At 42.1% G+C, this 24,103-nt stretch carries 21 protein-coding genes and 2 tRNA genes; 8 read left to right on the forward strand and 15 right to left on the reverse strand.

Features of this window, described 5'->3' with window-relative positions; translation table 11 throughout:
- The first annotated feature begins 308 nt into the window (after positions 1–308).
- The 3 genes from T488_RS0108335 (at position 309) to T488_RS0108345 (ending at position 4,287) form a co-directional block, all read left to right on the forward strand.
- Positions 309–1,481, forward strand: coding sequence for an MORN repeat-containing protein (locus T488_RS0108335; RefSeq protein WP_028520374.1), 1,173 nt, complete (start codon positions 309–311; stop codon positions 1,479–1,481).
- 139 nt (positions 1,482–1,620) lie between these two features.
- The gene (locus T488_RS0108340; protein ID WP_028520375.1) at positions 1,621–2,610 is read left to right on the forward strand and encodes a radical SAM/SPASM domain-containing protein; all 990 of its coding nucleotides are present in this window, start codon (positions 1,621–1,623) and stop codon (positions 2,608–2,610) included.
- 117 nt (positions 2,611–2,727) lie between these two features.
- The gene (locus T488_RS0108345; protein WP_196243290.1) at positions 2,728–4,287 is read left to right on the forward strand and encodes a DUF2207 domain-containing protein; all 1,560 of its coding nucleotides are present in this window, start codon (positions 2,728–2,730) and stop codon (positions 4,285–4,287) included.
- A gap of 115 nt (positions 4,288–4,402) precedes the next feature.
- Here the strand turns inward: T488_RS0108345 and ptsP are convergent, their stop codons facing one another.
- From ptsP to T488_RS0108370, 5 genes are all read right to left on the reverse strand, one after another.
- Entirely contained in the window at positions 4,403–6,034 is a 1,632-nt protein-coding gene (ptsP, locus tag T488_RS0108350; RefSeq protein ID WP_028520377.1) for a phosphoenolpyruvate--protein phosphotransferase, read from the reverse strand.
- A 61-nt stretch (positions 6,035–6,095) separates the two neighbouring features.
- A complete protein-coding gene (locus tag T488_RS0108355; protein WP_028520378.1) occupies positions 6,096–6,362 on the reverse strand; it encodes an HPr family phosphocarrier protein in 267 nt (88 codons plus the stop codon).
- 31 nt (positions 6,363–6,393) lie between these two features.
- The gene (locus tag T488_RS0108360) at positions 6,394–8,313 is read right to left on the reverse strand and encodes a PTS fructose transporter subunit IIABC (RefSeq protein WP_028520379.1); all 1,920 of its coding nucleotides are present in this window, start codon (positions 8,311–8,313) and stop codon (positions 6,394–6,396) included.
- A 27-nt stretch (positions 8,314–8,340) separates the two neighbouring features.
- Positions 8,341–9,240: a 1-phosphofructokinase gene (pfkB, locus tag T488_RS0108365; RefSeq protein WP_028520380.1), complete on the reverse strand. Its 900-nt coding sequence runs from the start codon at positions 9,238–9,240 to the stop codon at positions 8,341–8,343.
- Entirely contained in the window at positions 9,241–9,987 is a 747-nt protein-coding gene (locus tag T488_RS0108370) for a DeoR/GlpR family DNA-binding transcription regulator (protein ID WP_028520381.1), read from the reverse strand.
- Between the two features lie 294 nt (positions 9,988–10,281).
- Between T488_RS0108370 and T488_RS17455 the strand changes: the two genes are divergently transcribed.
- Complete coding sequence (locus tag T488_RS17455) at positions 10,282–10,605, forward strand: recombinase family protein (protein WP_242838317.1); 324 nt, start codon at positions 10,282–10,284, stop codon at positions 10,603–10,605.
- A 42-nt stretch (positions 10,606–10,647) separates the two neighbouring features.
- On the opposite strand, the gene T488_RS0108380 is transcribed toward T488_RS17455, so the two are convergent.
- From T488_RS0108380 to T488_RS0108410, 7 genes are all read right to left on the reverse strand, one after another.
- Positions 10,648–11,220: a hypothetical protein gene (locus T488_RS0108380; RefSeq protein ID WP_155267188.1), complete on the reverse strand. Its 573-nt coding sequence runs from the start codon at positions 11,218–11,220 to the stop codon at positions 10,648–10,650.
- Between the two features lie 129 nt (positions 11,221–11,349).
- Positions 11,350–12,981 (reverse strand): group II intron reverse transcriptase/maturase, encoded by a 1,632-nt coding sequence (gene ltrA / locus T488_RS0108385; RefSeq protein WP_028520383.1) that lies wholly within the window; start codon positions 12,979–12,981, stop codon positions 11,350–11,352.
- 583 nt (positions 12,982–13,564) lie between these two features.
- Positions 13,565–16,291 (reverse strand): sce7726 family protein, encoded by a 2,727-nt coding sequence (locus T488_RS17460; protein WP_028520384.1) that lies wholly within the window; start codon positions 16,289–16,291, stop codon positions 13,565–13,567.
- 119 nt (positions 16,292–16,410) lie between these two features.
- On the reverse strand, positions 16,411–16,959 hold the full coding sequence (locus T488_RS0108395) for a DUF1643 domain-containing protein (RefSeq protein ID WP_028520385.1): 549 nt from the start codon (positions 16,957–16,959) through the stop codon (positions 16,411–16,413).
- A gap of 54 nt (positions 16,960–17,013) precedes the next feature.
- A complete protein-coding gene (locus T488_RS0108400) occupies positions 17,014–17,511 on the reverse strand; it encodes a 3'-5' exonuclease (RefSeq protein WP_028520386.1) in 498 nt (165 codons plus the stop codon).
- Complete coding sequence (locus T488_RS0108405; protein ID WP_028520387.1) at positions 17,501–18,223, reverse strand: hypothetical protein; 723 nt, start codon at positions 18,221–18,223, stop codon at positions 17,501–17,503. The genes T488_RS0108400 and T488_RS0108405 overlap by 11 nt, the downstream gene beginning before the upstream one ends.
- 3 nt (positions 18,224–18,226) lie before the next feature.
- The gene (locus tag T488_RS0108410; RefSeq protein ID WP_028520388.1) at positions 18,227–19,270 is read right to left on the reverse strand and encodes a helix-turn-helix transcriptional regulator; all 1,044 of its coding nucleotides are present in this window, start codon (positions 19,268–19,270) and stop codon (positions 18,227–18,229) included.
- A 137-nt stretch (positions 19,271–19,407) separates the two neighbouring features.
- Here T488_RS0108410 and T488_RS0108415 point away from each other — a divergent pair, with 137 nt between their 5' ends.
- Positions 19,408–20,325 (forward strand): hypothetical protein, encoded by a 918-nt coding sequence (locus tag T488_RS0108415; RefSeq protein ID WP_028520389.1) that lies wholly within the window; start codon positions 19,408–19,410, stop codon positions 20,323–20,325.
- Between the two features lie 54 nt (positions 20,326–20,379).
- Positions 20,380–21,246 carry a hypothetical protein gene (locus T488_RS0108420; protein WP_028520390.1) on the forward strand — a complete coding sequence of 289 codons (867 nt, stop codon included), beginning with the start codon at positions 20,380–20,382 and terminating at the stop codon, positions 21,244–21,246.
- Positions 21,247–21,477: 231 nt separating this feature from the next.
- Here T488_RS0108420 and T488_RS0108425 read toward each other — a convergent pair.
- Both T488_RS0108425 and T488_RS0108430 read right to left on the reverse strand, forming a co-directional pair.
- A tRNA-Ser gene (locus tag T488_RS0108425) sits at positions 21,478–21,569 on the reverse strand.
- Positions 21,570–21,575: 6 nt separating this feature from the next.
- Positions 21,576–21,660, reverse strand: a tRNA-Leu gene (locus T488_RS0108430).
- Positions 21,661–21,906: 246 nt separating this feature from the next.
- Here T488_RS0108430 and spo0A point away from each other — a divergent pair.
- Positions 21,907–22,683, forward strand: coding sequence for a sporulation transcription factor Spo0A (gene spo0A, locus T488_RS0108435; RefSeq protein ID WP_028520391.1), 777 nt, complete (start codon positions 21,907–21,909; stop codon positions 22,681–22,683).
- Between the two features lie 140 nt (positions 22,684–22,823).
- Positions 22,824–23,495 carry a suppressor of fused domain protein gene (locus T488_RS0108440; protein WP_028520392.1) on the forward strand — a complete coding sequence of 224 codons (672 nt, stop codon included), beginning with the start codon at positions 22,824–22,826 and terminating at the stop codon, positions 23,493–23,495.
- A gap of 58 nt (positions 23,496–23,553) precedes the next feature.
- On the opposite strand, the gene T488_RS0108445 is transcribed toward T488_RS0108440, so the two are convergent.
- Entirely contained in the window at positions 23,554–23,976 is a 423-nt protein-coding gene (locus T488_RS0108445) for a hypothetical protein (RefSeq protein ID WP_028520393.1), read from the reverse strand.
- Positions 23,977–24,103: the final 127 nt, after the last annotated feature.

A 24,103-nucleotide genomic window follows, 5' to 3' on the forward strand; every position in this document is an offset into this window, starting at 1 on the left:
AGGGAGCTGAATGTCATATTATTCATATTCTGATGGGACTATCCTGCTTCACATAAGGCAGAGATCATAAATGTCACATTCGTAATCATTATTGAGGTAATATAATGAACAGAGTACAGCTCGAAAATAAACGGTTTTAGCTCATAGATAGACATTGCTGATTTTGTATAAAAGACCTGCTGTATATTCTTTTGCTGATTATTGACTTTATCGTTGTAATATGATACAATAAAAAATGATATGAGCTTTTGGTGTAAAGGCTCGTTATATCTTTCGTACAGATATACAGTGATTATGAGGATGATACTATGGGAATGTTGGATATTTTTAAGGTTAGCAACGGTATCGCAAATAATATCAATTTTTCAAGTGATTTTCTTGGCACGGGCACCTATTCCGGTCATGTCAACTCCTCACGAAAGCCCGATGGCAGAGGCGTTTTCATAAACAGTCTTGAGATAGAATATGACGGCGAGTGGCAGAACGGCAGGCTTTGCGGCTTCGGAAGGAAGTATGCCAAGGGATATTATGACATGGTTCAGGGGAAGGACAGCGAAGAAGATGATGATGCCAGCAAGTCACTGGTGTATGCAGGCGATTTCAAGGATAACAGATTTCACGGCAAGGGCAAACAGTACAGACAGACCGGCAAGATAGAGTATGACGGCGACTGGGTCGACGGCTGGCGCTGCGGAGAGGGTATCGAATACTATGAGAACGGAAGGATAAAGTTCGAGGGCTCATGGGACCGCAGCAGATATAACGGCAAAGGCGTCTATACCTGCGAGAACGGAGATGTTATCGAGGGTGAATGGAATGACGGACTGCTTGAGGGCGAAGCTAAAGTCAGTACCCGTGATAACTGTGTTTATAAGCGCAGCTATCATGAAGGAAAGGTACTCAGCGAGGAGCTTATAAGCGGAACTCCGAAAATATCTCCCGATGCACAGAGAACGCTGAAGTTCGATAACGGCACCTATGTCGGAGAAGTGGATTTCAACGGAAAGATACACGGCAAGGGAGTTTTCACCTATACAAACGGAAATAAGTATGAAGGCAGCTTCAAAGAGGGACTCAAACACGGCAAGGGCGTTTTCACATGGGCTGACGGCAATGTCTATGACGGCGAATATGAGGACGATATGAGAAGCGGCGTCGGCGTCTATTCATACATAAACGGCAACAAGTATGACGGCGAATGGAAGGACAACGTCAAGAACGGCAGAGGTGTCTTCTATTATAAGAATGGCGACAGATATGACGGAAGCTATTCAGAAAGCCTCAGACAGGGGCGCGGAGTCTATTACTACAAAAACGGCAGCATTCTTGACTGCGAATGGAACAGGGATATGCGTCACGGCAAGGGCGTCTTTACCTATCCCGATGGCAGACGATCGATGCAGACCTGGGAAAATGACAGGCTTATAAAGGAAGAGCCCTTTGAAAAAAGCTCGTCTTCACTGGATAAGGCTGCGAGATAATATGGCAAAAAGTCCCCGAAGCGGTATTTCCCGCCTCAGGGACTTTTTCAGAAGTGAACAGCAAAAAAGTTAATAAATATAATGGGTGTTGACATAAAATAAACATAATGCTATAATAGCTATGACAGGAGTGATAACAATGCAGGAAAGGAAAACAAAACACGTTATGCAGTGGCATATCACCCACAAGTGCAATCTGAGGTGCAGTCATTGTTATCAGGACGAATATGGATCGGAGCTTTCATTCAGCTGTCTTGAAAAGCTCTTCTTTCAGTATCTGTATTTCTGCAAAAGCAACGGCTTTCGCGGTCACATAAACTTTACTGGCGGTGAACCTCTTGTCTCCGAGCACCTTTTTCCGCTTATGGAGCTCTGCGACAGTCACAGTATCACATTCGGGCTGCTTACAAACGGCACGATGATAGACGATAAAACAGCAGATATACTCAGTCGTTTCCGCGGGCTGTCATTTGTGCAGGTCAGCATAGACGGCAGCGAGAATACCCATGACAGCGTCAGGGGAGACGGTAATTTCCGTAAGGCTCTGAAAGGGCTTGAACTTGTGAAAAAGCACGGTATACAGACAATGGCTGCCTTTACCTGCCATAAGCGTAATTATACGGAGCTTAAAGACGTTATCCGTATTGTACGGAAAAACAAGATAGACCGTTTCTGGGCAGACAGGCTCATACCTATGGGAAGCAGCTGCGAGGACGTGCTTTCGACGGATGAATACCGCAGTATCATCAAACTGCTTACAAAAGAGCACGGGCGGAAATGTCTTTTCTCAAACACAGATGTTCATCTTAATCGTTCCTTGCAGTTCCTTGAAGGAGGAAACTGCTATTATCAGTGTGCAGCAGGGAAAACACTTCTTACTCTGCTTGCTGACGGGACACTGCTGCCCTGCCGACGGCTACCGATCCCCGTTGGCAACTGCCTTGAGGAAGATATGACCGAGCTGTGTGAAAGAAGCGATCTTATCAAGGAATTATCACAGCAGAGAATACCAAAGGAATGTCTGCCCTGTCCTCATGCCGAGCTTTGCAGGGGAGGAGCAAAATGCCTTACATACGCTGTAACAGGTGATTTCAGGGGCAGGGATGTAAATTGCTATTACAGGTATTAAAATACACTTCAATGATATAAGTGAGGGGATATTATGATCAGAATATCAAAGAAATTTTCATTAAAACTTCTTGTTGTTCTTACAGCTGTATTTATTATAGCTCCGGCGGTCAGTCCCATGAGAGTTTTTGCAGCAAATTCTTCATATGAAGTAAGGGACGCGGAGTTCAATATTTCCTTTACGGAAGACGGCGATGCCGTTATCACTGAAAAGTGGGATGTTGAATTTATAAGCGGAAGCTTCACAAGGTTTTACAAGGACATCTATAATCCTTACAATCAGCTGGAATACATAGACAGCATAGACGTTATTGAGGCAAGTATAAACGGTCAGCCTGCGGAACGTCAGTACAATATGGACAGGGTGGATTACCATTACCTCTTTGAGGAGCAAAGCGACAGATTTACTGTTCACTGGTTCAGGAGTTCCTCTGATGAGACAGTAAAATATGAAATAAAGTACAGAATAAATAATGCGGTAAAGCTTGACAAAGACGGCAGAGCAAGGTTTGCTTTCAGACTTATCGGTGAAAACTTTCCCAAAACTGTAGAGAGCGTAAAGACTGTTATAGAGCTTCCGGGAAAGGATGAACAAACCACATTATCCCTCAGTGACGGAAGTATAGACATGGACGGGAATACAGCCTTTTCCGAGGCATCATATGTATCCGGGATATACAAGGTCAACGCCGATATGCCCGCCGAATGCTTTGACACACTGGTAAATATCAGCAGCGTTATCCTGCCAGAGGAAAAAGTGGTGCGTTCGTCGGTACCTGATTCATCACATTTTGATCTTGCTTCGCTTATCTGTCCATTATTTCCGATCATACTCAGTGTCGGTATAATAATCACCGCAATACTCATTATCCCCACCAAAGGTAAACTGAAAAGAAAACTCAGAAAGGATCCTGACTGTTTCAGCAATGCGGCTTCCCGAATTGAAGCATCAAATATCCCCTTTACTTGGTACGGTCTTATTTGTGGCTACGTTACTAACAATATAGGGGATAGATATTCACATATCTTTTTTCTTGAATTGCTCGATCTTGTCAGAAAAGGTGCAATTGAGGTCAGGGGCAGCAGCTTCAGGATAAATAAGAACGTCAGGTTAAATTCCGCAGACGAAGGATTTGTAAGAATGCTTTATGATTCCGTTGACAGTTCTAAACTTTCAGATCCTGATGAGATACCATTTGGCAGGATTTCAATGGATCTGCCCGGCAATTCAAGTTATTTGAACTTTTCCACACGGTTCACCAACTGGTTCAGTTCTTACTATGCAGGAATGAAGAATTCACAGTATTATAGGGAGCTGATACAGACAGGCGGATTAAAGCAGCTAAAAAAGGATCTTGGCTTGTGGGTGAACTATGGCAGATTCATGACCTTCAACATAAATCCATGTGATTGTCTGGGAATAGCACAAAGAACAGGCACTATCAATACGTATCCTGTTCTTGAAATGCTGGCTTCAAAGAATGGCTCTGTAGATATGGGAAAATACGACATTGAGATGTACGGATTGTATGCAGGGATGCAAGGTGCCTTCGATTATATAGCACTTATGAACCGTGCAAACAGTTCAGATACATCAAGCGGCTCAAGCTGCAGCAGCTGTAGCAGCTGTAGCAGTTGCAGCAGCTGCAGCAGCTGCGGAGGCGGCGGAGCAGATTGATATGACTCAAGTACACCTGACTTAAAACCGTTTTGATCTCCGAAAGAATTAATATTAAAAGCGCCTGTAACAGCGAATATCACAGTTACAGGCGCTTTTTTGTTCGGTTTAATTATCAGGAGAGATCAGTGTGTCTTACTGCGTCTCTGACCTTGAGTACAAAGGAAGGCGAAACTGAAAGCTCGTCTATACCCATTCTCAGGAATGTTTCGGTAAGACTTGTGTCAGCTGCAAGCTCGCCGCATATACCTATCCACGCACCATTTGCATGGGCATTTTTTGCAGACATTTCTATGAGCCGGAGAATAGCTTCATGGTGTGTATCAACGAACTGTTCAACGGCACTGTTCTGCCTGTCACAGGCGAGAGTGTACTGTGTCAGGTCATTGGTACCTACGCTGAAAAAGTCAACAAGAGGAGCAAGTTTATCGCTTATGACAGCTGCTGCGGGAGTTTCGATCATTATACCGAGTTCTGCGTTTTCATCGAAGTCTACTCCGTCAGCGCGGAGCTCCTCCCTGACCTCTGCGCATATTTTTTTGATCTGTTCCACCTCCGATACACTTGTTATCATAGGGAACATGATACCAAGCTTGCCGAATGCGGAAGCCCTGTAAAGGGCACGGAGCTGTGTCCTGAATATCTCTGGACGAGTGAGACAGATCCTTATAGCTCTGAAACCGAGGGCAGGATTGTCCTCCTTTGCGAGATCAAAATAATCCACCTTCTTGTCAGCGCCGATGTCAAGAGTACGTATAATGACCTTTTTGCCAGCCATGCTTTCAAGCACCTTTTTGTAGGCAGCAAACTGCTGCTCTTCGGTCGGATAATCGCTGCTCTCAAGATAGAGAAATTCACTTCGGAATAGACCAATTCCTCCTGCGTCGTTGGCGAGAACTGCTCCGATATGATCCACTCCGCCGATATTGGCAAAAATATTGATCCTTGTTCCGTCGAGCGTAACGTTTTCCTTGCCTTTTAACTCCTGGAGAAGCCTCTTCTTTTCCTCGTCCTCTTTCTGCTTCGTTTCGAGTTTTTCGAGAGCCTCGGTGTCAGGAGAGAGGAATACCTCACCGGTGTATCCGTCAACTGCGGCAAACATACCGTCCGACACAGCTGAGAGAAAATCATCACCTGCACCGATAACGGCAGGGATATTCATATTCCTTGCCAGTATAGCTGTGTGAGAATTTGAAGAGCCGTGAGAAGTAACAAAAGCGAGGACCTTGTCCTTGTCCAGCAGAACAGTTTCGCTGGGAGCCAGATCGTCTGCACAGATTATCACTTTTTCGTCGCTGCTGTTCTCCTGAGAACCGTCGTCTGAAAGGCAGGCGATAATGCGATTAGATATATCCTTTACGTCTGCGGAGCGTGCCTGCATATAGGCATCGTCCATAGACGCGAACATTTCTGAAAAGTTATCGGCGGTCACCGAGACTGCATATTCTGCATTGACAGACTGAGTGTCGATAATACTTTCGATGGACTCGTTGTAATCGTCATCTTCGATCATCATCATGTGTATCTCAAATATCTGAGCATTCTGCTCACCGACCTCCTTGAGTGCCTTGTCATATATTTCCTGAAGCTGAGCTGTTGCCGCTTCCTTTGCGGCTTCCAGTCTTTTCTTCTCGGCAGCTGTATCGCTGACGTGTATTCGCTTTACAGTTGTGTCCTTTCGTTTGAAAACAGAGATCTTACCGATAGCTACAGCACCGTAAACTCCCTTTCCTTTGAAAATGGTCATATTGATGCACCTCCTTTAAAGGTATGGGACAGCAGTGATGCCGTCCCATTTTCGTTTGGAATTATTCGCCGAAACCGTTCTCGAACATTGCAGCGAGTTCATCAAGAACTGCCTGCTCGTCACCGCCGTTAACGACTATTTCCACTTCGGTGCCCTTTTTGAGTCCTGCCGCCATGATCTGCATGACATTTTTAGCCTTGATGTCCTTATCATTGGCTTTGAGAATGACCTCGCTGTCTGAATGAGCCTTGACAGCCTTTGCGATCATACCTGCGGGTCTCATGTGCATACCTTCTGCGTTTACGATAGTTACCTTTTTTGATACCATAAATGTTCACTCCTTATAATAATGATTTGATTTATGCGTTCTGAGGCTGCTTCTTTTTGAGCAGAGCCAGCATTAACATTCCAACTACTGAGCCGATGGCAAGTGCTATAACATACTGAAGAGGGTGTCCTACCACAGGGAATACGAATATACCGCCGTGAGGAGCTCTGAGCGTACAGTCGAATGCCATTGATATGCCGCCTGCTGTTGCCGCACCTACGATACAGGAGGGGATCACTCTTGCAGGGTCAGCTGCGGCGTAGGGGATAGCGCCTTCTGTTATGAAGCTGAGTCCCATGATGTAGTTGACGGGACCGTTCTTGCGTTCCTCCTCGGTAAATCTGTTTTTGAAGAATGTGGTAGCCAGTGCTATAGCGATAGGGGGGACCATACCTCCTACCATTACTGCTGCCATGATATTGAAGTTGCCCTGAGAGATAGCAGCAACGCCGAATACATAGGCTGCCTTGTTGAAGGGACCGCCCATGTCTATCGCCATCATACCTCCGAGTATGCAGCCAAGGAGGACCTTGCTCGAGTCGCCCATGCTGTTGAGGAAGTTGGAGAGACCGTCGTTTAGAATGCCCATTACAGGGTTGACTGCACACATCATGATGCCGACAATGGCGAGTCCTCCGAGAGGATAAATGAGTACGGGCTTGATGCCGTTGAGAGCCTTGGGCAGCTTATTGCACGCCTTTTCCAGGCAAAGTGTGAGGTATCCGCCGATAAAGCCCGCCAGCAGCGCACCGAGGAAGCCTGAGGGAACGTCTCCTCCCGGAGAAGCAAAGGTTGCACCTGCGGCTGCCATTGCGCCTCCTGCCATACCAACAAGGAAGCCGGGACGGTCAGCGATACTGAGTCCGATATATCCTGCAAGCACAGGTATCATGAACTGGAAAGCGTAGTTTCCGATAGTCTTGAACCATGCAGCTGCGGCAAGGTGGGTACCGAAATCACCGTCCTGAGGAGCACCTCCGAAGGAGTCTATCAGGAAGGCTATCGCGATAAAAATACCTCCCGCAACTGTGAAGGGCAGCATATTTGAAACGCCGTTCATGAGGTGTTTGTAAAGCTTTCTTCCGAAGCCTTCGCTGTCAGATGTGCTCGATGAGCTGCTGTCGGCTTCGCCCTCATGATGATATACGGGAGCGTCTCCTGCTTCGATGCGGTTTATAAGCTCCTCGGGGATCTTGATACCATCTGATACCTTGGTCTTTATGACTTTTTTGCCGTTGAAACGCGCCATAGAGACAGTCTTGTCGGCAGCTACGATTATACCGTCGCAGGCGTCGATCTCTTCCTGAGTGAGGATATTCTTTGCGCCGCCGGAACCGTTTGTCTCAACTTTAATAGAGATACCCAGCTTTTTGCCTGCTTTTTCAAGAGCCTCGGCAGCCATATAGGTATGGGCAATACCCGTCGGGCAGGCAGTCACCGCAAGAACTTTATATCCGTTTTCGGATCTTTCTTCGGCGGCAGGTTCGTCGGGATATTTCTCCTTCTCCATATCGTCGATGACCTTCAGGAACTCATCAGCGTCCTTGGCTTTCAGAAGGTCGTCTCTGAAATCCTCGTCCATGAGTATAGTCATAAGTCTGGACAGAACTTCAAGATGAACATCTCCGTCATTGGGGGCTGCTATCATAAACAGCAGATTTGAGGGCTCATCATCAAGGGCTTCGTAATCAACTCCATCCGGAACTGTCATTGCCGCCAGTGATGGAGCCTTTACAGCTTCACTTTTTGCGTGTGGTATTGCGATTCCTTCGCCAACAGCGGTCGAACCCTTTTCCTCTCTTGCGAGGATGCCTTTTTTATAAGCTTCCTTATCGGCGATATTTCCGCCTTTTACCTGAAGGTCTATGAGCATATCGATAGCTTCGGATTTTGACTTTGGTGAAGCGTTTAGCTTGATGCTATTTTTGCTGAGCAGATCTACAATTCTCATGAGCTATTCCTCCTTACTGTTGTAATATCAGAGCTGAGCGAGCAGCTCTTCGATCTTGGTTTTTACTGCCAGTCCGTCTGAGAACGCTGTGGCTCCTCCTGCGGCGGTACCAAGCTTTAATGCGTATTCATAGTCGCCGTTCTGAGCTCCGGTCAGAAAACCTGCTACCATGGAATCTCCTGCACCGACTGAGTTCCTGACTTTTCCCTTGCAGACGCCGCAGCGGTGGCATTTACCGTTCTCGTCAATAAGCATAGCTCCATCACCAGCCATTGAGATCAGAACATTTATAGCTCCCATGTCTTTCAGTTTTCGGGCATAGCGCTCTATTTCTTCATCTTCCGAGAGGGTTACTCCGAACATCTCACCAAGCTCATGATTATTTGGCTTGATGAGGAAGGGCTTGTACTTCAGAACGTTGAGCAGAAGGTCATTTGTGGCGTCAACAACTGTCCTGATCTTTCTGTCCGAAAGTCTCTGCATGATCCTCTCATAGATGTCCGATGGAAGACTGGAAGGGATACTGCCTGCAAGCACGAGCGTATCACCGTCTGACAGCTTGTCCAGCTTTACGAAAAGTGCTTCCAGCGCCTCGTCGTCTATGTGCGGCCCCTGACCGTTGAGTTCGGTTTCTTCGCCGGCTTTGATCTTGACATTGATCCGGGAGTTGCCGGTTTTCAGTCTTACGAAATCTGATTTTATGCCCCTTGCCTTGATACCGTTTTCGATAGCCTCGCCTGTGAAGCCTGCGGTGAATCCCAGAGCAATGGACGGTGTACCAAGCTCATTCAGAACTATGGACACATTTATCCCTTTGCCGCCGAAGTACATTTCCTCCGATGATGAACGATTAACTTCGCCAAGCCTCATTTCAGCTGTGTGTACAACATAGTCGATGGCAGGGTTGAATGTTACAGTATATACCAACTACATCACCTCCTTGATATTTGCAGCTGTCAGATATTTTTTATCACTGAGTTTATCAGTGATTATTATGACCTTATCAAGATCCGTGAAAGTTACTGAGGTAATCTGATCGAATTTGGAATGATCCGAAAGGATATATGCGGTCCTGCTGTGTCTGATCACCTCAGCCTTTATGCTCGCCTCATTTCTGTCGGGAGTGGAAACTCCGGCAGAAAGTGAGATCCCGTTTGCTCCGATGAAGCTTTTTGTGAAGTTGTAAGCCTGAAGACTGCTGACACACTCTGCGCCGACGATCGCTTCTGTTGTAAGCTTTATCTCACCGGCTGGGAGGAAAACTTTGAAGCCTCTTTGTGCAAGCTTTTTTGCGTGAACAAAGGCATTGGTAACAAATGTGACGTTTTTTGCAGAGATATAGTCTATCATTTTTTCAGTTGTTGTTCCGGCGTCAATGAATACGAAATCACCGTCTTCTATCAGCGAAGCTGCATACTTAGCTATAGCAGTCTTTTCATCATTATAAAGATGAGATTTTTCTTCAATATTTTGTTCTCCGAAGCTGAATTTGTCAATGCAGGGCATAGCACCGCCATGTATCTTGATAAGCAGTCCGCGTTCTGCAAGGTGATTAAGATCTCTCCTCACGGTAGATTCAGAAGCGCCGAGTAATGAGCAAAGCTCACTGAGCGTAACGGCATTTTTACCGTCGAGTGCATTAAGTATCATCTTATGTCTTTCTTCTGTAAGCAAAATTATCCCCGTCCTGAATATTTAATAGAATAGTAACGTTATCAAACGAACAATTTTGAATGAATGTGAACGATAATGATTGATGTTGATTGAATTATAGCATTAAGTGTCAAAATAGTCAAGAGGATTCAATCAAAAACATTCATCAGCAGTAAATATCTGTGCAGATAAACAACAAATGACTGCACGATTTGTCTATTTTGACTGTGGATGATGTTTTCTCAGACGAATTGATGACGGTAATTGACTGTATAAAAAGAAAAAGGTTGAACCGCATTATCATATGCGATCCGTGTGAAGATACTGGATATACCCACTACGCTTACAGACTTTCCACCGGAGCAGGCTTGGGTGCTTGAAATGATAAACGTTATACTCATTGAAGTACTCGGAGCTATAGCTGAGAATGAGCGAAACAAGATACGAGCCCGTCAGCGTGAAGGGATAGTTGCTGCTAAAAAGAAAAATGTCCGCTTCGGACGTCCACCTAAATCCCTACCTCAAAATTGGCAGAAGATATTGGAGGAGGTCCGCTGCGGAAACAAAAAGCCCGTAGAAGCGGTTAGAAAATTAGGTATATCCCGCTCTTACTTCTACAAGCTTTATAGTGACAACTGATATATGTAGCCTCCTTCGGGAGGCTACTATTCTATTCCAAGATCATTTGTTAATGAAAGGGTCTTTGATACTACTTCTGAGCATTTCAAGCTCATTCTGGCAAGCTGTTATTTTAGGCGTATAATCAATCACAGTATTCAATTCTTTTTTTAAGCTATCCTGACGAGCTAGAAGCCCAACTCTTTTTTCGTTAAGTTTACGGACAGAAGCCTCTCTAAGTTTTCGTCCAGCTATGTCTGTTTTTTTAGCTGTGATCTTTTCAAGCTCAGCCGGAATTGCAGAGAGTTCCCTTCGTATATCTTCAACTTCAGCTTCTCGTTTTTGTTTAAGAATATACAATTCCCTGAGCTCATTTTCTTTTTCAGCTATCAATTTCATCTCAGGCGCAGATAGCGCTATAGCCTTAACTTCGCCATATGTAAGGACATCGCTTTCGAGATCTGAAATACTTCTTTGATATGAAGTTCCCGACAGGAACTGGGATATGAATCGCTGCTTGGTTTCGAGCACCTGCCATGAATAGGAATCAAAACTACCTTCTACGATATACCGGAAAATTCTGACATTTTCATTCTCGTTACCACGACGAAGTATACGCCCCTCACGTTGTACCATATCAGCAGGTCTGTCGAGTAGGTTAGGGGCATTACTGTCCCTTTCCCCTCTAAGAACCGTACGTGAGAGTTTCCCCTCATACGGCTCAAGCAATTCTAAGTGTTTATTGGATAAACACCGGCTAGATTACTAACGATTGTGTCTATAACAACTGTCGTGTACAAGAAAACAGATTAATTTGCCACTTCCTTCTTTTTCACGAACGTTCCATTGCGTATCTGTGGTAATTATATCGCCACAGATTGGACATCTGCGGTTCTGTTTCTCCCACATATACAGTAATGACCTTCTACCTTTGAGCGATAACAACATCTTATAAGTCATTCTTTCTTCAAAGTAAGATTTCCATTCTGTATCAAACGGATTGGCTTCTCCCACTATTTTGTTATGCCTTATGATTTTGGTATCAAACGCAAGTTTTAGTGGGAAGATGTCTTCTTTACCGTCTCTGGTTTTCTCCACTAAGAATCTCCATCTTCTTGTTTTGTAGAAGTGAAAATATTTGTTTGCAACCCAACGTTTACCCTTCTTAGGATGCCTTCTTTTTGCCCACTGCCATAGTTTTCTGAATATCTGGTCATCGACCTTTTGGAAGGTTCTTGAAGATGCACCGCATCTGTAATAGTTTGCCCATCCGGTTATTTTCGGATTAAGCAGTCTGATTAATGTTTCCTGTGTACAGGATTTATTACTGTCTATTACATTTCTGATACTGTCAAGAAACTTTTTAACACTTCTCTTTGACGGCTGTGTGAGTAAGGTGCCTTTGAATTTTCTGATGTTGAAACCCAGAAAATCAAATCCATCATTGATATGTGTAATTAAAGTCTTTTCTTCGGACAGTTCCAATCCACGTTCGGCTAAGAATGCAACAAGCATAGGCTTTAGTTCTTCCAATGTTTCCGCTGTTCTTCCTGTTATGATAAAATCATCAGCGTAGCGTACCATGTTTATCATAGGAGAATATTTCTCATTTTTACGATTAACTCGTTTGTTTTTGGTAGCCAAGAGGTCACATATTCCGTCTAAAGTCATGTTCGCCAATGTTGGCGATATGATGCCGCCCTGCATTGTTCCTTCTGCGGTTTTATAGAGTTCACCGTTGAATACAACTCCGCATTTCAGCCATTTTCTTAGTATTTCTGTGTCTGTAGGAATATTCTTCAATAGCCATTCGTGACTAATGTGGTCGAAACAACCTTTGATATCTCCTTCGAGTACCCACTGAGGTGAGTTACCACGGCAGAGAATTGTATGACATTGCTGTATTGCATCCTGACAGCATCTTTCTTTCCTAAATCCATAGGAATGTGGGTCTGCTGTCGTTTCCGCAATAGGTTCAAGAGCTAACAGGTAAAGTGCCTGCATCGCTCTGTCCTTCATTGTTGGGATTCCAAGTGGTCTTAATTTACCGTTGGATTTCTTAATGAATACTCTTCTTAACGGTTTGGGTGTGTAGCCTTTTCGTTTTAAATCAAATATGGCTCTGTATTTTGATTCATCAGTAGACCATAATACTTTGTCTACTCCGGGTGTTTTCTTACCTTCGTTAGTTGTAACTCTTTTTACAGCGATTGCTTTTGCTGCGAAAGAGTGAGTCAGCATCCACTGTAAGGATTTGACCTTACCGTGTTTACCTTCTTTTCTAGCCTTTACAATACGTTCTTGTAGCTTTTTAACCTGTAGTTCGCACTTGTTCCAGTCAATGGATTTCCAGTTCGCACTACCGTCAGTAGTCGCACACGTTGCATTAACGTTCATTTGCTTTACTCCTTTCAAAAGTTCTATAAGTTTCTTGTAAAGAATTACCTATTGCAGAAGTCTGCACCCTTTCGGGTTAGGGCAAATTTTGAACCCCTATTCATTCTATTACAGAATGACATTCGCTTTTTCTACAATCCTATACCTGCATTCCTATCGGAATCCCTTACGAGATTCTTTCCTTTTACAAGGAGAAATACAGGCTTACCTTGTTCTGCATAAATAACAAGAGTAGGTTAGGCTCTGTCACATTCACCGGCGGTACTGATATCCGTGTAATCCTACCATGGAGAGGATTAACCGACCGCTTCCCATTTTGGGCTGGAGCCTGTCAGCAACTTTGGCTCGTTGGACATTACGATGTTTATTAACAGTTCACTTATGTTAGCCATACTACTCAGCCTAGCTCCCTAACTGCATTGTTGCTTGCAGATTCGCTTTAGCCTCACGGCTTTAGCTTTTACCTTATCGGAGGGCTACATTGTCACGTCAGCTTCCAACAATATCATTGCTGATAATGCAGGTGACGTTAGGCTACCACTAACGGAATAGTGGGTTTAATCTCTAAGAGTTAAACAATTATTTATGCAACTTCAAGTCGCACCCACGGCACATCAAGATGGTGTACAGCTTTTAGTTTAGTCTGTACATTTGCGCCTATACCGAGCTTAAATGTCGAGCCAATAAGTATTCTTATCTCACCGCTGTTAACTTTACGGAAAAGCTCAAGTTTACGTTGTTCGGTGTGATAACTATGAATGAAGGCTATTTCCTTTTCCGGTACACCTTCAGCAAGCAAGAATTCTTTAAGCTTGGCGTATACGCTGAATTGCTCGCCTTTAGGCGTAGAATAATCGCAGAATACAAGCTGGGAGCATGAATCATTTTCTTTATACATCCTCATTATCTCATTGATACAGCGTGTGATTTTTGATGTTTTATCATATTTTTGTGACTCTCCGACCAGAGACAGATCAAGAGCAGCTTTTCGACCATCAGTGCTGACCTTCAGCATATTATCTTCTCTGGGGCTTACGTGCTTAGAGCGAATTCTGTCAGTTCTGGTGCAAAGCTTATTCATATAGTCGGTCATAAGCTTATGACGTTTTATGATTATATCATCATAACCTCTGAATTCCGGCAAACCGCTTTTATCAGTTGCATGGAAGACTGATACCTGCGAAAATAAAAGCGATAGTTCCGGAAGATTGAAAAATCTTGAAAACCTTCTTACTATGCGGAATTTTGAAGTATCAACGTCAATTTCGCATATCTGCTCGGGCTGAGCAAAAGTCCTCACCCAGTTATCAAATATATGAAGTTGTCTGCTTTCAAGCAGATCATACTGAAGATACATCTGCATTGCATAAACGTCAGATATTGAATTACAAAGCGGCGTGCCGGTTGCAAGGACAGCTCCACGACCACCGTTCTGTTCCTGAACACAATGGATCTTTTTCAGCATTTCGTGGCATTTACTTGAACCTTTGACATTAATACCGCGAAGATTTTTAAGCCTTGTACGAATCGGGATATTCTTAAAATTATGAGCTTCGTCAAGGAAAATAGTGTTTATTTCAAGCTGATCAAAAGTTATGTGAAGAGGAGTTTTTTCCATAGAACTGAGAAGCTCATCTGTAAGCTTGTGTATATATTCTTTTTCACGATTAATAATCGTAATTCGTGCATCGCCGTATCGTAATGAGCGTACCGCTTCGTTCAACTTTTCGAGCTGATGTTCCATATTATCGATAACGCAAGTGCTGGACAAAGGTATCATTTCAAAGCAGCTGTAAGCAATAATAATTCCGTCATAGTTTCCGTCACGCATCTGAACGAGAACTTTTTGCCTCAGTTCAGGTTTGAAGCTTTTGGGATCGATAGTGAGAAGCTTTGCCTTGGGATATAAGTCGGTGAATATCTTCTCCCACTGACCAACAATATTATTCGGAACGACAAACATATTTTTGCGCGACATTCCCATTTGTCGCATTTTCATTGCAGCTGCTATCATTATATATGTCTTTCCGGAACCGACATCAAAAGCAAGGAGAGTATTCTTCTCGTTGATTATTCTTTCAACCGCTTCCTTCTGATAATCATATAGTTCAAAGTTTTCAGCCATTTCAGGAAACTCTATTTTTCTTCCACTATATGATTTCTTCTCAAGATCAGAAAACATTTTGTTGTATGCTTCTTCAACTTCCCAAATTCTGTCTTCGTCGAGCCATATCCATTTACGGAATTCTTCGATTATAAGTCGCTGCTTATCAAGTGCTGCTATTGTATCTGTTTCATCGTATTGATTATTTGAGTCATAAAGCTTTATCTCACGAAGATTCATGGTTGCTTCTATGATATATAAAGCATTATATCTCTTCAAGCCATATTTTACGGTGCATGCTGTATTTTTATTATATCTTAAATCTTTTTTATACTGTACTGTCCAAGTACCGGTCGTATATTCATATTTTACCAAATCAGAACCTATTCCGAGAAGATGGTATATAAAATCATTTATTATTCCTTCTGATATCCATGGTGTTCCGAGAGAAACCTCAATTTCAGTATATTTTATCTTGTGTTCAGCTCTTGGCGTAATAGGTTTGGCAAACAGTCCCTGCTTCTCCTGTTGTAGTTCCTTTGCCTTGCTATATAGCGATATCCACTCCTCGAGAGTAAAGCTGTTTGTATCGTCTTCGGCAACCTTTTCAAGAAGCTCGAATAACGGAGTCTGACTTGTACTGATTTCGTTCCTGATAGTAAAGTCCTTTGCATCATAATATGAATAATCACGATTATAGAGCTCATAGGCAATTTGTTTTCCAAGAATAGCAGGATCAACTTGTTTTGAGATCTGGTAAGATATATAATTTTTGTCCTTCTGAGCATACATAGGCATCGAGTTTTTGATAAGTATATTTTTCAGTTCGAGCTTCCATAAAACAGTAAGCTGTGAGCGCCTTGATACGTTAGGATTATCTGCTGCTCTGCGAAGAACTTCAACATTGTCCTGCTCAATGCAAATAATTCCCCAATGACGAGGAATCTTGTTTCCAGCTGATTTCTTGTGTTTCTGACTAATTACAATATAATTCTTGTCAAAGAAACCATCATAGGCAGAGACTTGCCTGTCAAGCCTGCTGTAATCATCGCTGTCGCTCTTTATTTCGTAACCAGTCAGGTGAGAACTGACTGCCATAACATCGCAAATAGAGCTGCCTATTGACTTTTCCTGATATATGCGTATATCCTGACGCTCTGCCTGAAGGTAGTTTATCAGTATTTTGCGAATATCCTTATCATTCATATTATCGCCCCTATTATAGAATAAAAGAAACGATGTACAATATTTTGTACATCGTTTGAATGATAATTCAATAGTAGGAGCAGAGGATAGTCTAGTATAAATAGCAATAGCTAATTCTTTTATAATTCCAAGTATTCTTTATTTGAAAGATCCCATTTTTCATGTCTCTGAAGGGGATGACGAGGATTCCCTTTGCGAGTGAGTGTACCGAAGTAGAAAACCTTAACTCCTATTTCTGATAGCATTTTCAAGAGTTGATCTTTTCCTTCGTTTAATGCTTTAAGATTAAACCTGTTATCTCCCCATGCTCCCCAGACTTCGGATATATTATTATCTTTTAAGAACTTTCTTATTGTTTTCAAGTTTTCTTTTAATAATTCCGATTTGAAACTATCCATCTTTATCGCATTCGTTGCTCGCTCTGGATACAGATTGAATACTATCCAACCATCAGAGTTAAGCTTTTCACTTACACTGATAATTCTATTAATAGTCCTATCGCTTTCAGTATCTCGTGCTGCAGAAGGGTTCATACAAATTGTAACAAGCGGATTACAGCCTTTTTTCCCTAAAGCATATCGATGCGGAGAAAAGTCTTTTGGCACAAATAAATCAGGCTCAAAACCTGATTTATATCGGGTGGTTTTATCAGTTATTTTGCCGCTCATAGTAATACCTCCTATACACTTATAGCTTAAAGCTAAGATTATAAAACTATTATATCATATTTTACTCGATAAAGCAATATATGCCTTTCCTGCAACATCAAGATGTCGCCAGTTGTCTGTTTCGTCTGTGGCGATTCCCAACTGATTGATGGCATTGTGTGTACTGTATCCTTTGCTGAACTTCAGACGGAACATGGTATCAAGATCGGTGATATGTTTTTCAAGTGCTGGGAGATCATAATCCCTGCATATACGTTCTACGAACTTACTATCAAAGTCATGGTGCATAGTGACCAAATCACTGCCGTAGCAGAACTCTATGAACTGCCAATAAGCATCTTCCATAGTCGTACCGTATCTTTGCAGCGTGTCATTGGTGATTCCCAGTATCTCGGAAACATTATCTGAGAGAACAGCTCCGCTGTTAACATACTCAAAGAAGCGGTCGATAGGTATTCCGTTTTCAAATCTGAGTGCGGCAAAGCTGACTATTTCAGAATCCTCATCAAGACCGTTTGTTGTGATGTCGATGACTACGAATTCATTTTTCATATTTTTTCACCCTAAGAAAGAATTCTCTCATATAACAATTGATATTACCATTATCACAGATTTCGTGCCCTGTTTTATCTTTTTTAGGCATTGGATATGCTGTATGCCAGACCTTAATAGCATTGTCAAAAGCTGAATAATTGTTCTTTCCAATCAAAACGGTTATATCCGGATTCAAGATACTGATTTCCTTTTTTATGAATTCTTCATATGTTGTATAATACTTATTAAAGATATGCCAATTAACTTTTTTATCGCCACCTCTTTTATTTATGTTCATATATGCACATGAAGCAAGAGCTTTTTTCATACTAGTTTCGTCAGGTTTTTTTCGTTCTTCTTCAGACAGTTCAGGGTGTTGAAGATAATAAGCCATTCTAGCCATCTTCTGTTTCTGCTTAGGGGGATTGTCGATATTAATGTCTTTTAGAAAATCTCCATAGAAATTCTGATGTGTCCTCAGTTCTGCATCGTCAGCCTCACGATGTGTTGCTATGTTAGCCTCTCTAAGGACAAATAATACTTTTATAGGAGTTTTTATATAGTCTGCCTCAGATACATAGCCATCGGTAATAAACGAATTTTTCTCAATCGTCGGAACAGTGGTTTTTTCATAGTTCTGTTCAGCAGCATGAGCCTGTTTCCAAAGTGAAAAGAGTATTTCGAGAGTTTCAGCTGATTTAGCCTCTTCTATGATTTCTTCAAAAGTCATACTTCATTCATCCTCATAGTTGTTGATTGCTTTTTTCAGCTCATTTATGACACGCTCCCTGAGGGGAGCGGGTTCAAGAACCACAGCGTGACCTGCATACTGCACCGCCCACTTGAACATATCCTCTTCGCTGATATGTGCGCGGACTATAAAGTCCTTGTCTGTTACGTCAGAAATATCAATGTCAGTCCCGAAATAGTCGATGACGTCGTTGATAATGTAGCTATTGGCACGGAACCTCACATATGTCTTCTCGCTTGTGAACATATAAATGTGCTCTGCCATGTGTTCAGCAAGATCGAGTCCGTACTTGTATCCGTCGACCTTGTCCGCAGGCTTTATCGGAGTATCGAGCATACGGATATCGCTGATCCTGTCCACACGGTAATTGGATAGCTTGTCGTACTTATCATAATTGCAGATAAGGTAATACCTACCGCTCATAACCGCAAGCTGATACGGATTTACGATATATCTGCGTATCTCTCCGTTATCGTTCCTGCGTGGGTGGAGCTGCTTGTCGGTACCGTAGCTGCAATACTCAAACTCGACCTGACGCTTCTTTTCGATAGCCTCATCGAGAACATCGATAGTGTAGAAGAGCTGCTTATTCGAGCCGCTGTCATCTGGCATAGTACAGATATGGCGTACCTTGCTGTGGAAGTATACTGACGAGAGTCCCTCCAGCTTCGTGATGAGCTCTTTGCGCTGACTGTATGGAATATGACGGGAGAACAGGAGTCCGTCAATAAGCAGGCGCAGTTCTGCATCACTGAAGTCGTGGCTGAGGTACCAGTCGGTCAGAACAGTCTTTTCCTCACCGTTTTTGTCCTTGCGAAGCGATTCGCTGTAATTGATAGGATATCCGAAGTCCACAAGGTTCATCAGGTTGCTCTTTACTGCTTTTCTGTCCGCAGGCATACTATATTCTTTTTTGAGAATATCCACTATGTCCTTCTGAGAGAGTCTGTGGTCTTCGTCAGTATATTTCTTCAATATATCGAGAATATTGATAATCATCAGTTTCTTGGGCTGTATCGTGTACATAGTCGCACCTCGCTCTGTTTGTTCTATTTATAGTATACGGATAGGTGTGTTCGCTTTTTCGTACATAGTCTTTGTTATATTATATCATAGAGAAACGAAAAATCAATAGTTTCAAATCAATTTTGGAGGTATTAACTATGAAAACATCTGTATTTGATTTTATATGGTCCAATGCACTGAGAGAACATCTCAGCACTCAAGTACTCGAACCAGCAATAGAGTGTCTATTGATTGTAAATAGCGAAAATTGTTCAATAGAGCAAAAACTTGAAGCTATGAAAGAGAGGTATGATACATATTCATCTGAGGATTTCAAAAAGGGCCGTTATTGGCTGTGTAATGCTAATGATTTCAAAACTGTGTTGAAAAAAAGTATTGATGAAAAAGAAGAATTACTTGAAAAAATGAATGAGGTAAATGCTGATTTCGTTTTTACTATCATAGATAAAGTTTCAAAAAGAAGCAATAAGTGCGCTTACAGATCATTGGCTTCTGCAATGGCGACGATAAGAACCGAAGATGAAAAAAAAAGAAAAATCATAGTTAGATCGGAACTTGACAATTCTGAATCTTATACTCAAATAATGCTACATCTAAATGAATATGCAATTCCATATGATGTACGAAACAATTATTCATTTGAAGATGATAATCAAGATCTTCAATTTGCCCATTTTTCTATTCCTCATTGTTTTAAAAAAGGAGACATAATAAAATGGAATTATGATAACTCATTTGCAGTTGTAACTGATATTCTTGAGCCAGTAAATGGAGTTTGTATTTGTTTCAGTGAAATGAAAATACAGTGTATTACTATTGAAACAAATGCTCCTAATTTTAACGAGACACTGTTTCGTCAAGAAGCATACCCGCTGCTTGATGTTGAATACTGTAGTCCTGATGAAATATCAAAATGTAACAAAGATTTACTTAAGCTCAGCGAATTTATGAAGAAAGGGTATGACACAGTGGACTGTTTGGAACTGTCTGGACATTTTAGGCTTCCCTTTGATAACATACAAGATTTCAATTCCTTTCAAGGTTTTTATTTTTAAATCATATAAGACTATGAAGTTCATCTTTAGTTGTCGTATAAAGGGAGAGATAAAATGAAAACATCCGTACTTGATTTTATTGACTCAGATACTTTGAGAGAACATCTCAAATATCAGACACTTGAACCTGCGATAGAATGCATATTGATAATCCGTAGTCGCAGATGTTCAATAGAGAAGAAGTTAGAAGCACTGAAAGAGAGATATGATACCTATTCAAAAGAAGACTTCAACAAGGGAACATACTATTGCCGAGAAATTGACCTTAAATCAGCTTTAAAAAAGTACATTGATTCTACCGAAAAGTTTCTTGCTGATATGTACCGTCCTGACAATAATCATGTTTTTAGCGCTCATGCCACAGATAATATCGGTTTCCATGGAACATTTGATACTTTTGAAGCAGCCATAGATGGAATAAAGAATAGTTATTCTGGAAATGAGTTTTGTATAGTAAAAGCGAGAATAAATGAATTTGAAAATGTTACAGATATAACAGCACTTATCAATGAAAATGGTGAGCCGTATGATTTGTGGAATCAAAATAATGACAGGATCAACTGGAGTATATACAGTTCGTACGCTTGGATCCCGCATCGTTACGCAACCGGTGATGTTGTTGTATTCACTTATGACAATACATTTGCTGTCGTCGTTGAGGATAACAGAAGTCCTATAAAAACCACAGGTCTTGATATGAACGATATGACCGTAAGGTGTGTGGTATTTGAAAAGAACGCTTGTCATTCCAGCGGCGGTGTATTTATCCAAAGGGATTTTTCATTGCTCCGTATTGAATCATGCAAAGAGTCAGAGATGGAAGAATGTCCTAAAGAACTGATCAGGCTAAGTCACCTGATAAAGGGTGGGATCAGTGCAGCTGAATTCTTGGAAGAGTATAGTAACGGTAACATTCATTGAAAGCTTTTTGTTAATGAATATTTTTAAATAGAATCAGCTCCCTCACGGGAGCTGGCTTCTTTCAATAACGTTTATACCACCTATCGTCGTGTGAATTTCGTGTGAATTCGTGTGAATTTTGCCTGTTTTTTCTTCACACGCAACTACAAAAATGCAGTTGAAACTGTTTTCTGTAGGTAACAGAAAAGCCTGTATTTCGGTGTTTCCCTCGAAATACAGGCTTTTTAATTCTGGCGGACAGAGAGGGATTCGAACCCTCGATACGCTATTAACGTATACACGAGTTCCAGTCGTGCGCCTTAGACCAGCTCAGCCATCTGTCCGTACTTTGGTGCGAGTAATGGGACTTGAACCCATACGTCTTTCGACACACGCCCCTCAAACGTGCCTGTCTGCCTATTCCAGCACACTCGCAAAGTACTTTAATATTATACTACAAATTCCAAGTAATGTCAAGGGATATTAAAATATATTTATTTTATAACCATATTGAAGTTTTATTATAACAAAATACAAGGCAATTATCTGATATGATCCAATAATGATCAGAAAATCATAAATAATCTTGTTTTTCGACAATTTGCGCGTAAAATACCCCTTGTATTTCACTTCCGATAGGTGTAAAATAGTTGTTGTAGTAACAAGAAAAGGAGACCTATCATGGAAAATGAAAGAATCAAAGTATTGATCGGAGACGATTCAGCATCAAACGGAGTAAAAGTAGCAGCTAAGCTAAGGGAGAGCGGTATGATCGCTTATACCCGAAGGAACAATGGCAGAGCGATACTTGATTCCATTCTCAATGATAAACCTGACGTTGTATTCGCGGATCTGACGCTGCCTGATACAGACGCTCTACTGCTTATAAAACAGGTCAGGGAATCACTTGTGAATGTACCTGCATTCATAGTTGTATCGGAGATCGACAACAGCTTTATCGAGAGACAGGTACTGGAAAATGGCGCTGCATATTTCCTTGCAAAGCCATTTGATATTGAGTCATTGCCTTCGATCGTAAAATCTGTGTGCCGTAAGACTGTCCAGCCAAGCTGTACTGATACGGAGATACTTGTGACCGAGGTGATACAGAAGCTTGGCGTTCCGGCGCATATCAAGGGATACCATTATCTGCGAACAGCAATACTAAGTGCAGTTGAAAATGCCAGGCTAATGGAGTGCGTAACAAAGCAGCTTTACCCGAGCGTGGCACAGAAGTATGATACAACGTCATCAAGAGTTGAACGTGCTATCAGACACGCCATCGAAATAGCGTGGGACAGAGGCAATGCCGAAATGATAAACGATTTTTTCGGCTATACTGCCGACAGCTATCGCGGCAGACCTACCAATTCCGAGTTCATAGCACTTGTGACTGACAGGATACGTCTGAGGCTGAAAACGGGTTCCGTACCAGCTGATTATACCACAACTATATAATAAAAGCAACTTCTTTTTACAATGAAAGCATAATTTTACTGAAATCGCCTGTATCTGTTTAGTTACAGGCGATTTTTGTTGACTTGACTCCTTTAATAATGTATAATATATGTAATGATCTTATTTTAGGGGGAATGACCATGAGTTTATTCGACAAGTTCGGCAAAAAAGATGATGATACCGTTGAGATCGAGAAGACCGAGACCAGGGGATGGGACGCTATAACAGCTGCCTTTGAGAAGCTCTATCCCGATCAGAAGGATCCCAAGCACTACGGAGTTCTTATACCCTGGGAGCTTGGCGGCGACGATCCGCTTACAGGTATAAGCATTTATGAGGCAGGGGAGTACTATCACTTTGTCACATACGGGGTCAGTGAGATATTTGAAAAGGAGACCGATGATCCCGATATAAGCGGATACGGTATGGAGTTCACTCTCAAGCTGAGAAAATCTTGTATCGATCCGGCTGGCGAGGAAGGGGAGCTCCGCTGTATTTGCGGCATATTCCAGAAGATAGCACGTATTACCTTTGAGCACGGTGAGTGCTTCAGAGCCAATGAGTATCTTTACACAGGGCAGACCTCAGGTATAGATCTTCATCAGAAGAGTGCGCTTACAGGATTTATCATGATCTTGGATACTGACGCAGGTTCTATTGATACTCCAAACGGAAAGGTAGATTTTGTGGAGTTCATCGGCTGTACAGATGCCGAGCTTCTTGCCCTGAGGAACAAGGAGCTGACTGTGGCTGAGCTTTATGCCAAACTTGGAAGCGATATTACAGATTACAGAAGGAAATCGGTTGTCTGATCAACTGGCTGAATAAATAATTAAAAGCACGAGGATAGGGATCTTCGTGCTTTTGTTTTTATTTCTCCTGAGGAGCTACAGTAAAGCTGCCATTATCGGATATGAAGGTGTAGATCGGAACGGTGAATGAGCCGTTGCCTTTTACGTTTTTGGTAATAGTATGTACAAAGAAATCGCACCATTCTTCCTGTGGGCGCATAGCGTATTCGGTCTGTAGAGAGACCCACAGAGGCGAGGTGAAGTCCATTTTCTTGGGATCAAACAGAATTCCCACAGCAGAGTCACAGAAATCGAAGGTGCCGATAAAAGCAACGTCATCGTCGCTGCGTTTTATCTCGTCGGTGAGATTTTTCGGGACTTCGCCGAGGGTTATCATCATACGTCCCTTTATAATGCCGTTTTCCTTCTCAAACTTGTTGATCACGCCTTCTTTTACGAGTTCTTCCTCGATATGCGAAAACAAATCCTTATCAGCTAACATAATATCACTCCTCTGTAATTTTGTGTGTAAAAAAGTGAATCCTTTTCTCATATTATATCATGTAATTATGCTGATTGCAACAGTTTCCGAAAATGTCTTTTTTATCTTTGCCTCAGACTTGATTTAT

This window comes from Ruminococcus flavefaciens ND2009 (assembly GCF_000621785.1).
GTDB classification, from domain to species: domain Bacteria; phylum Bacillota; class Clostridia; order Oscillospirales; family Ruminococcaceae; genus Ruminococcus; species Ruminococcus flavefaciens_C.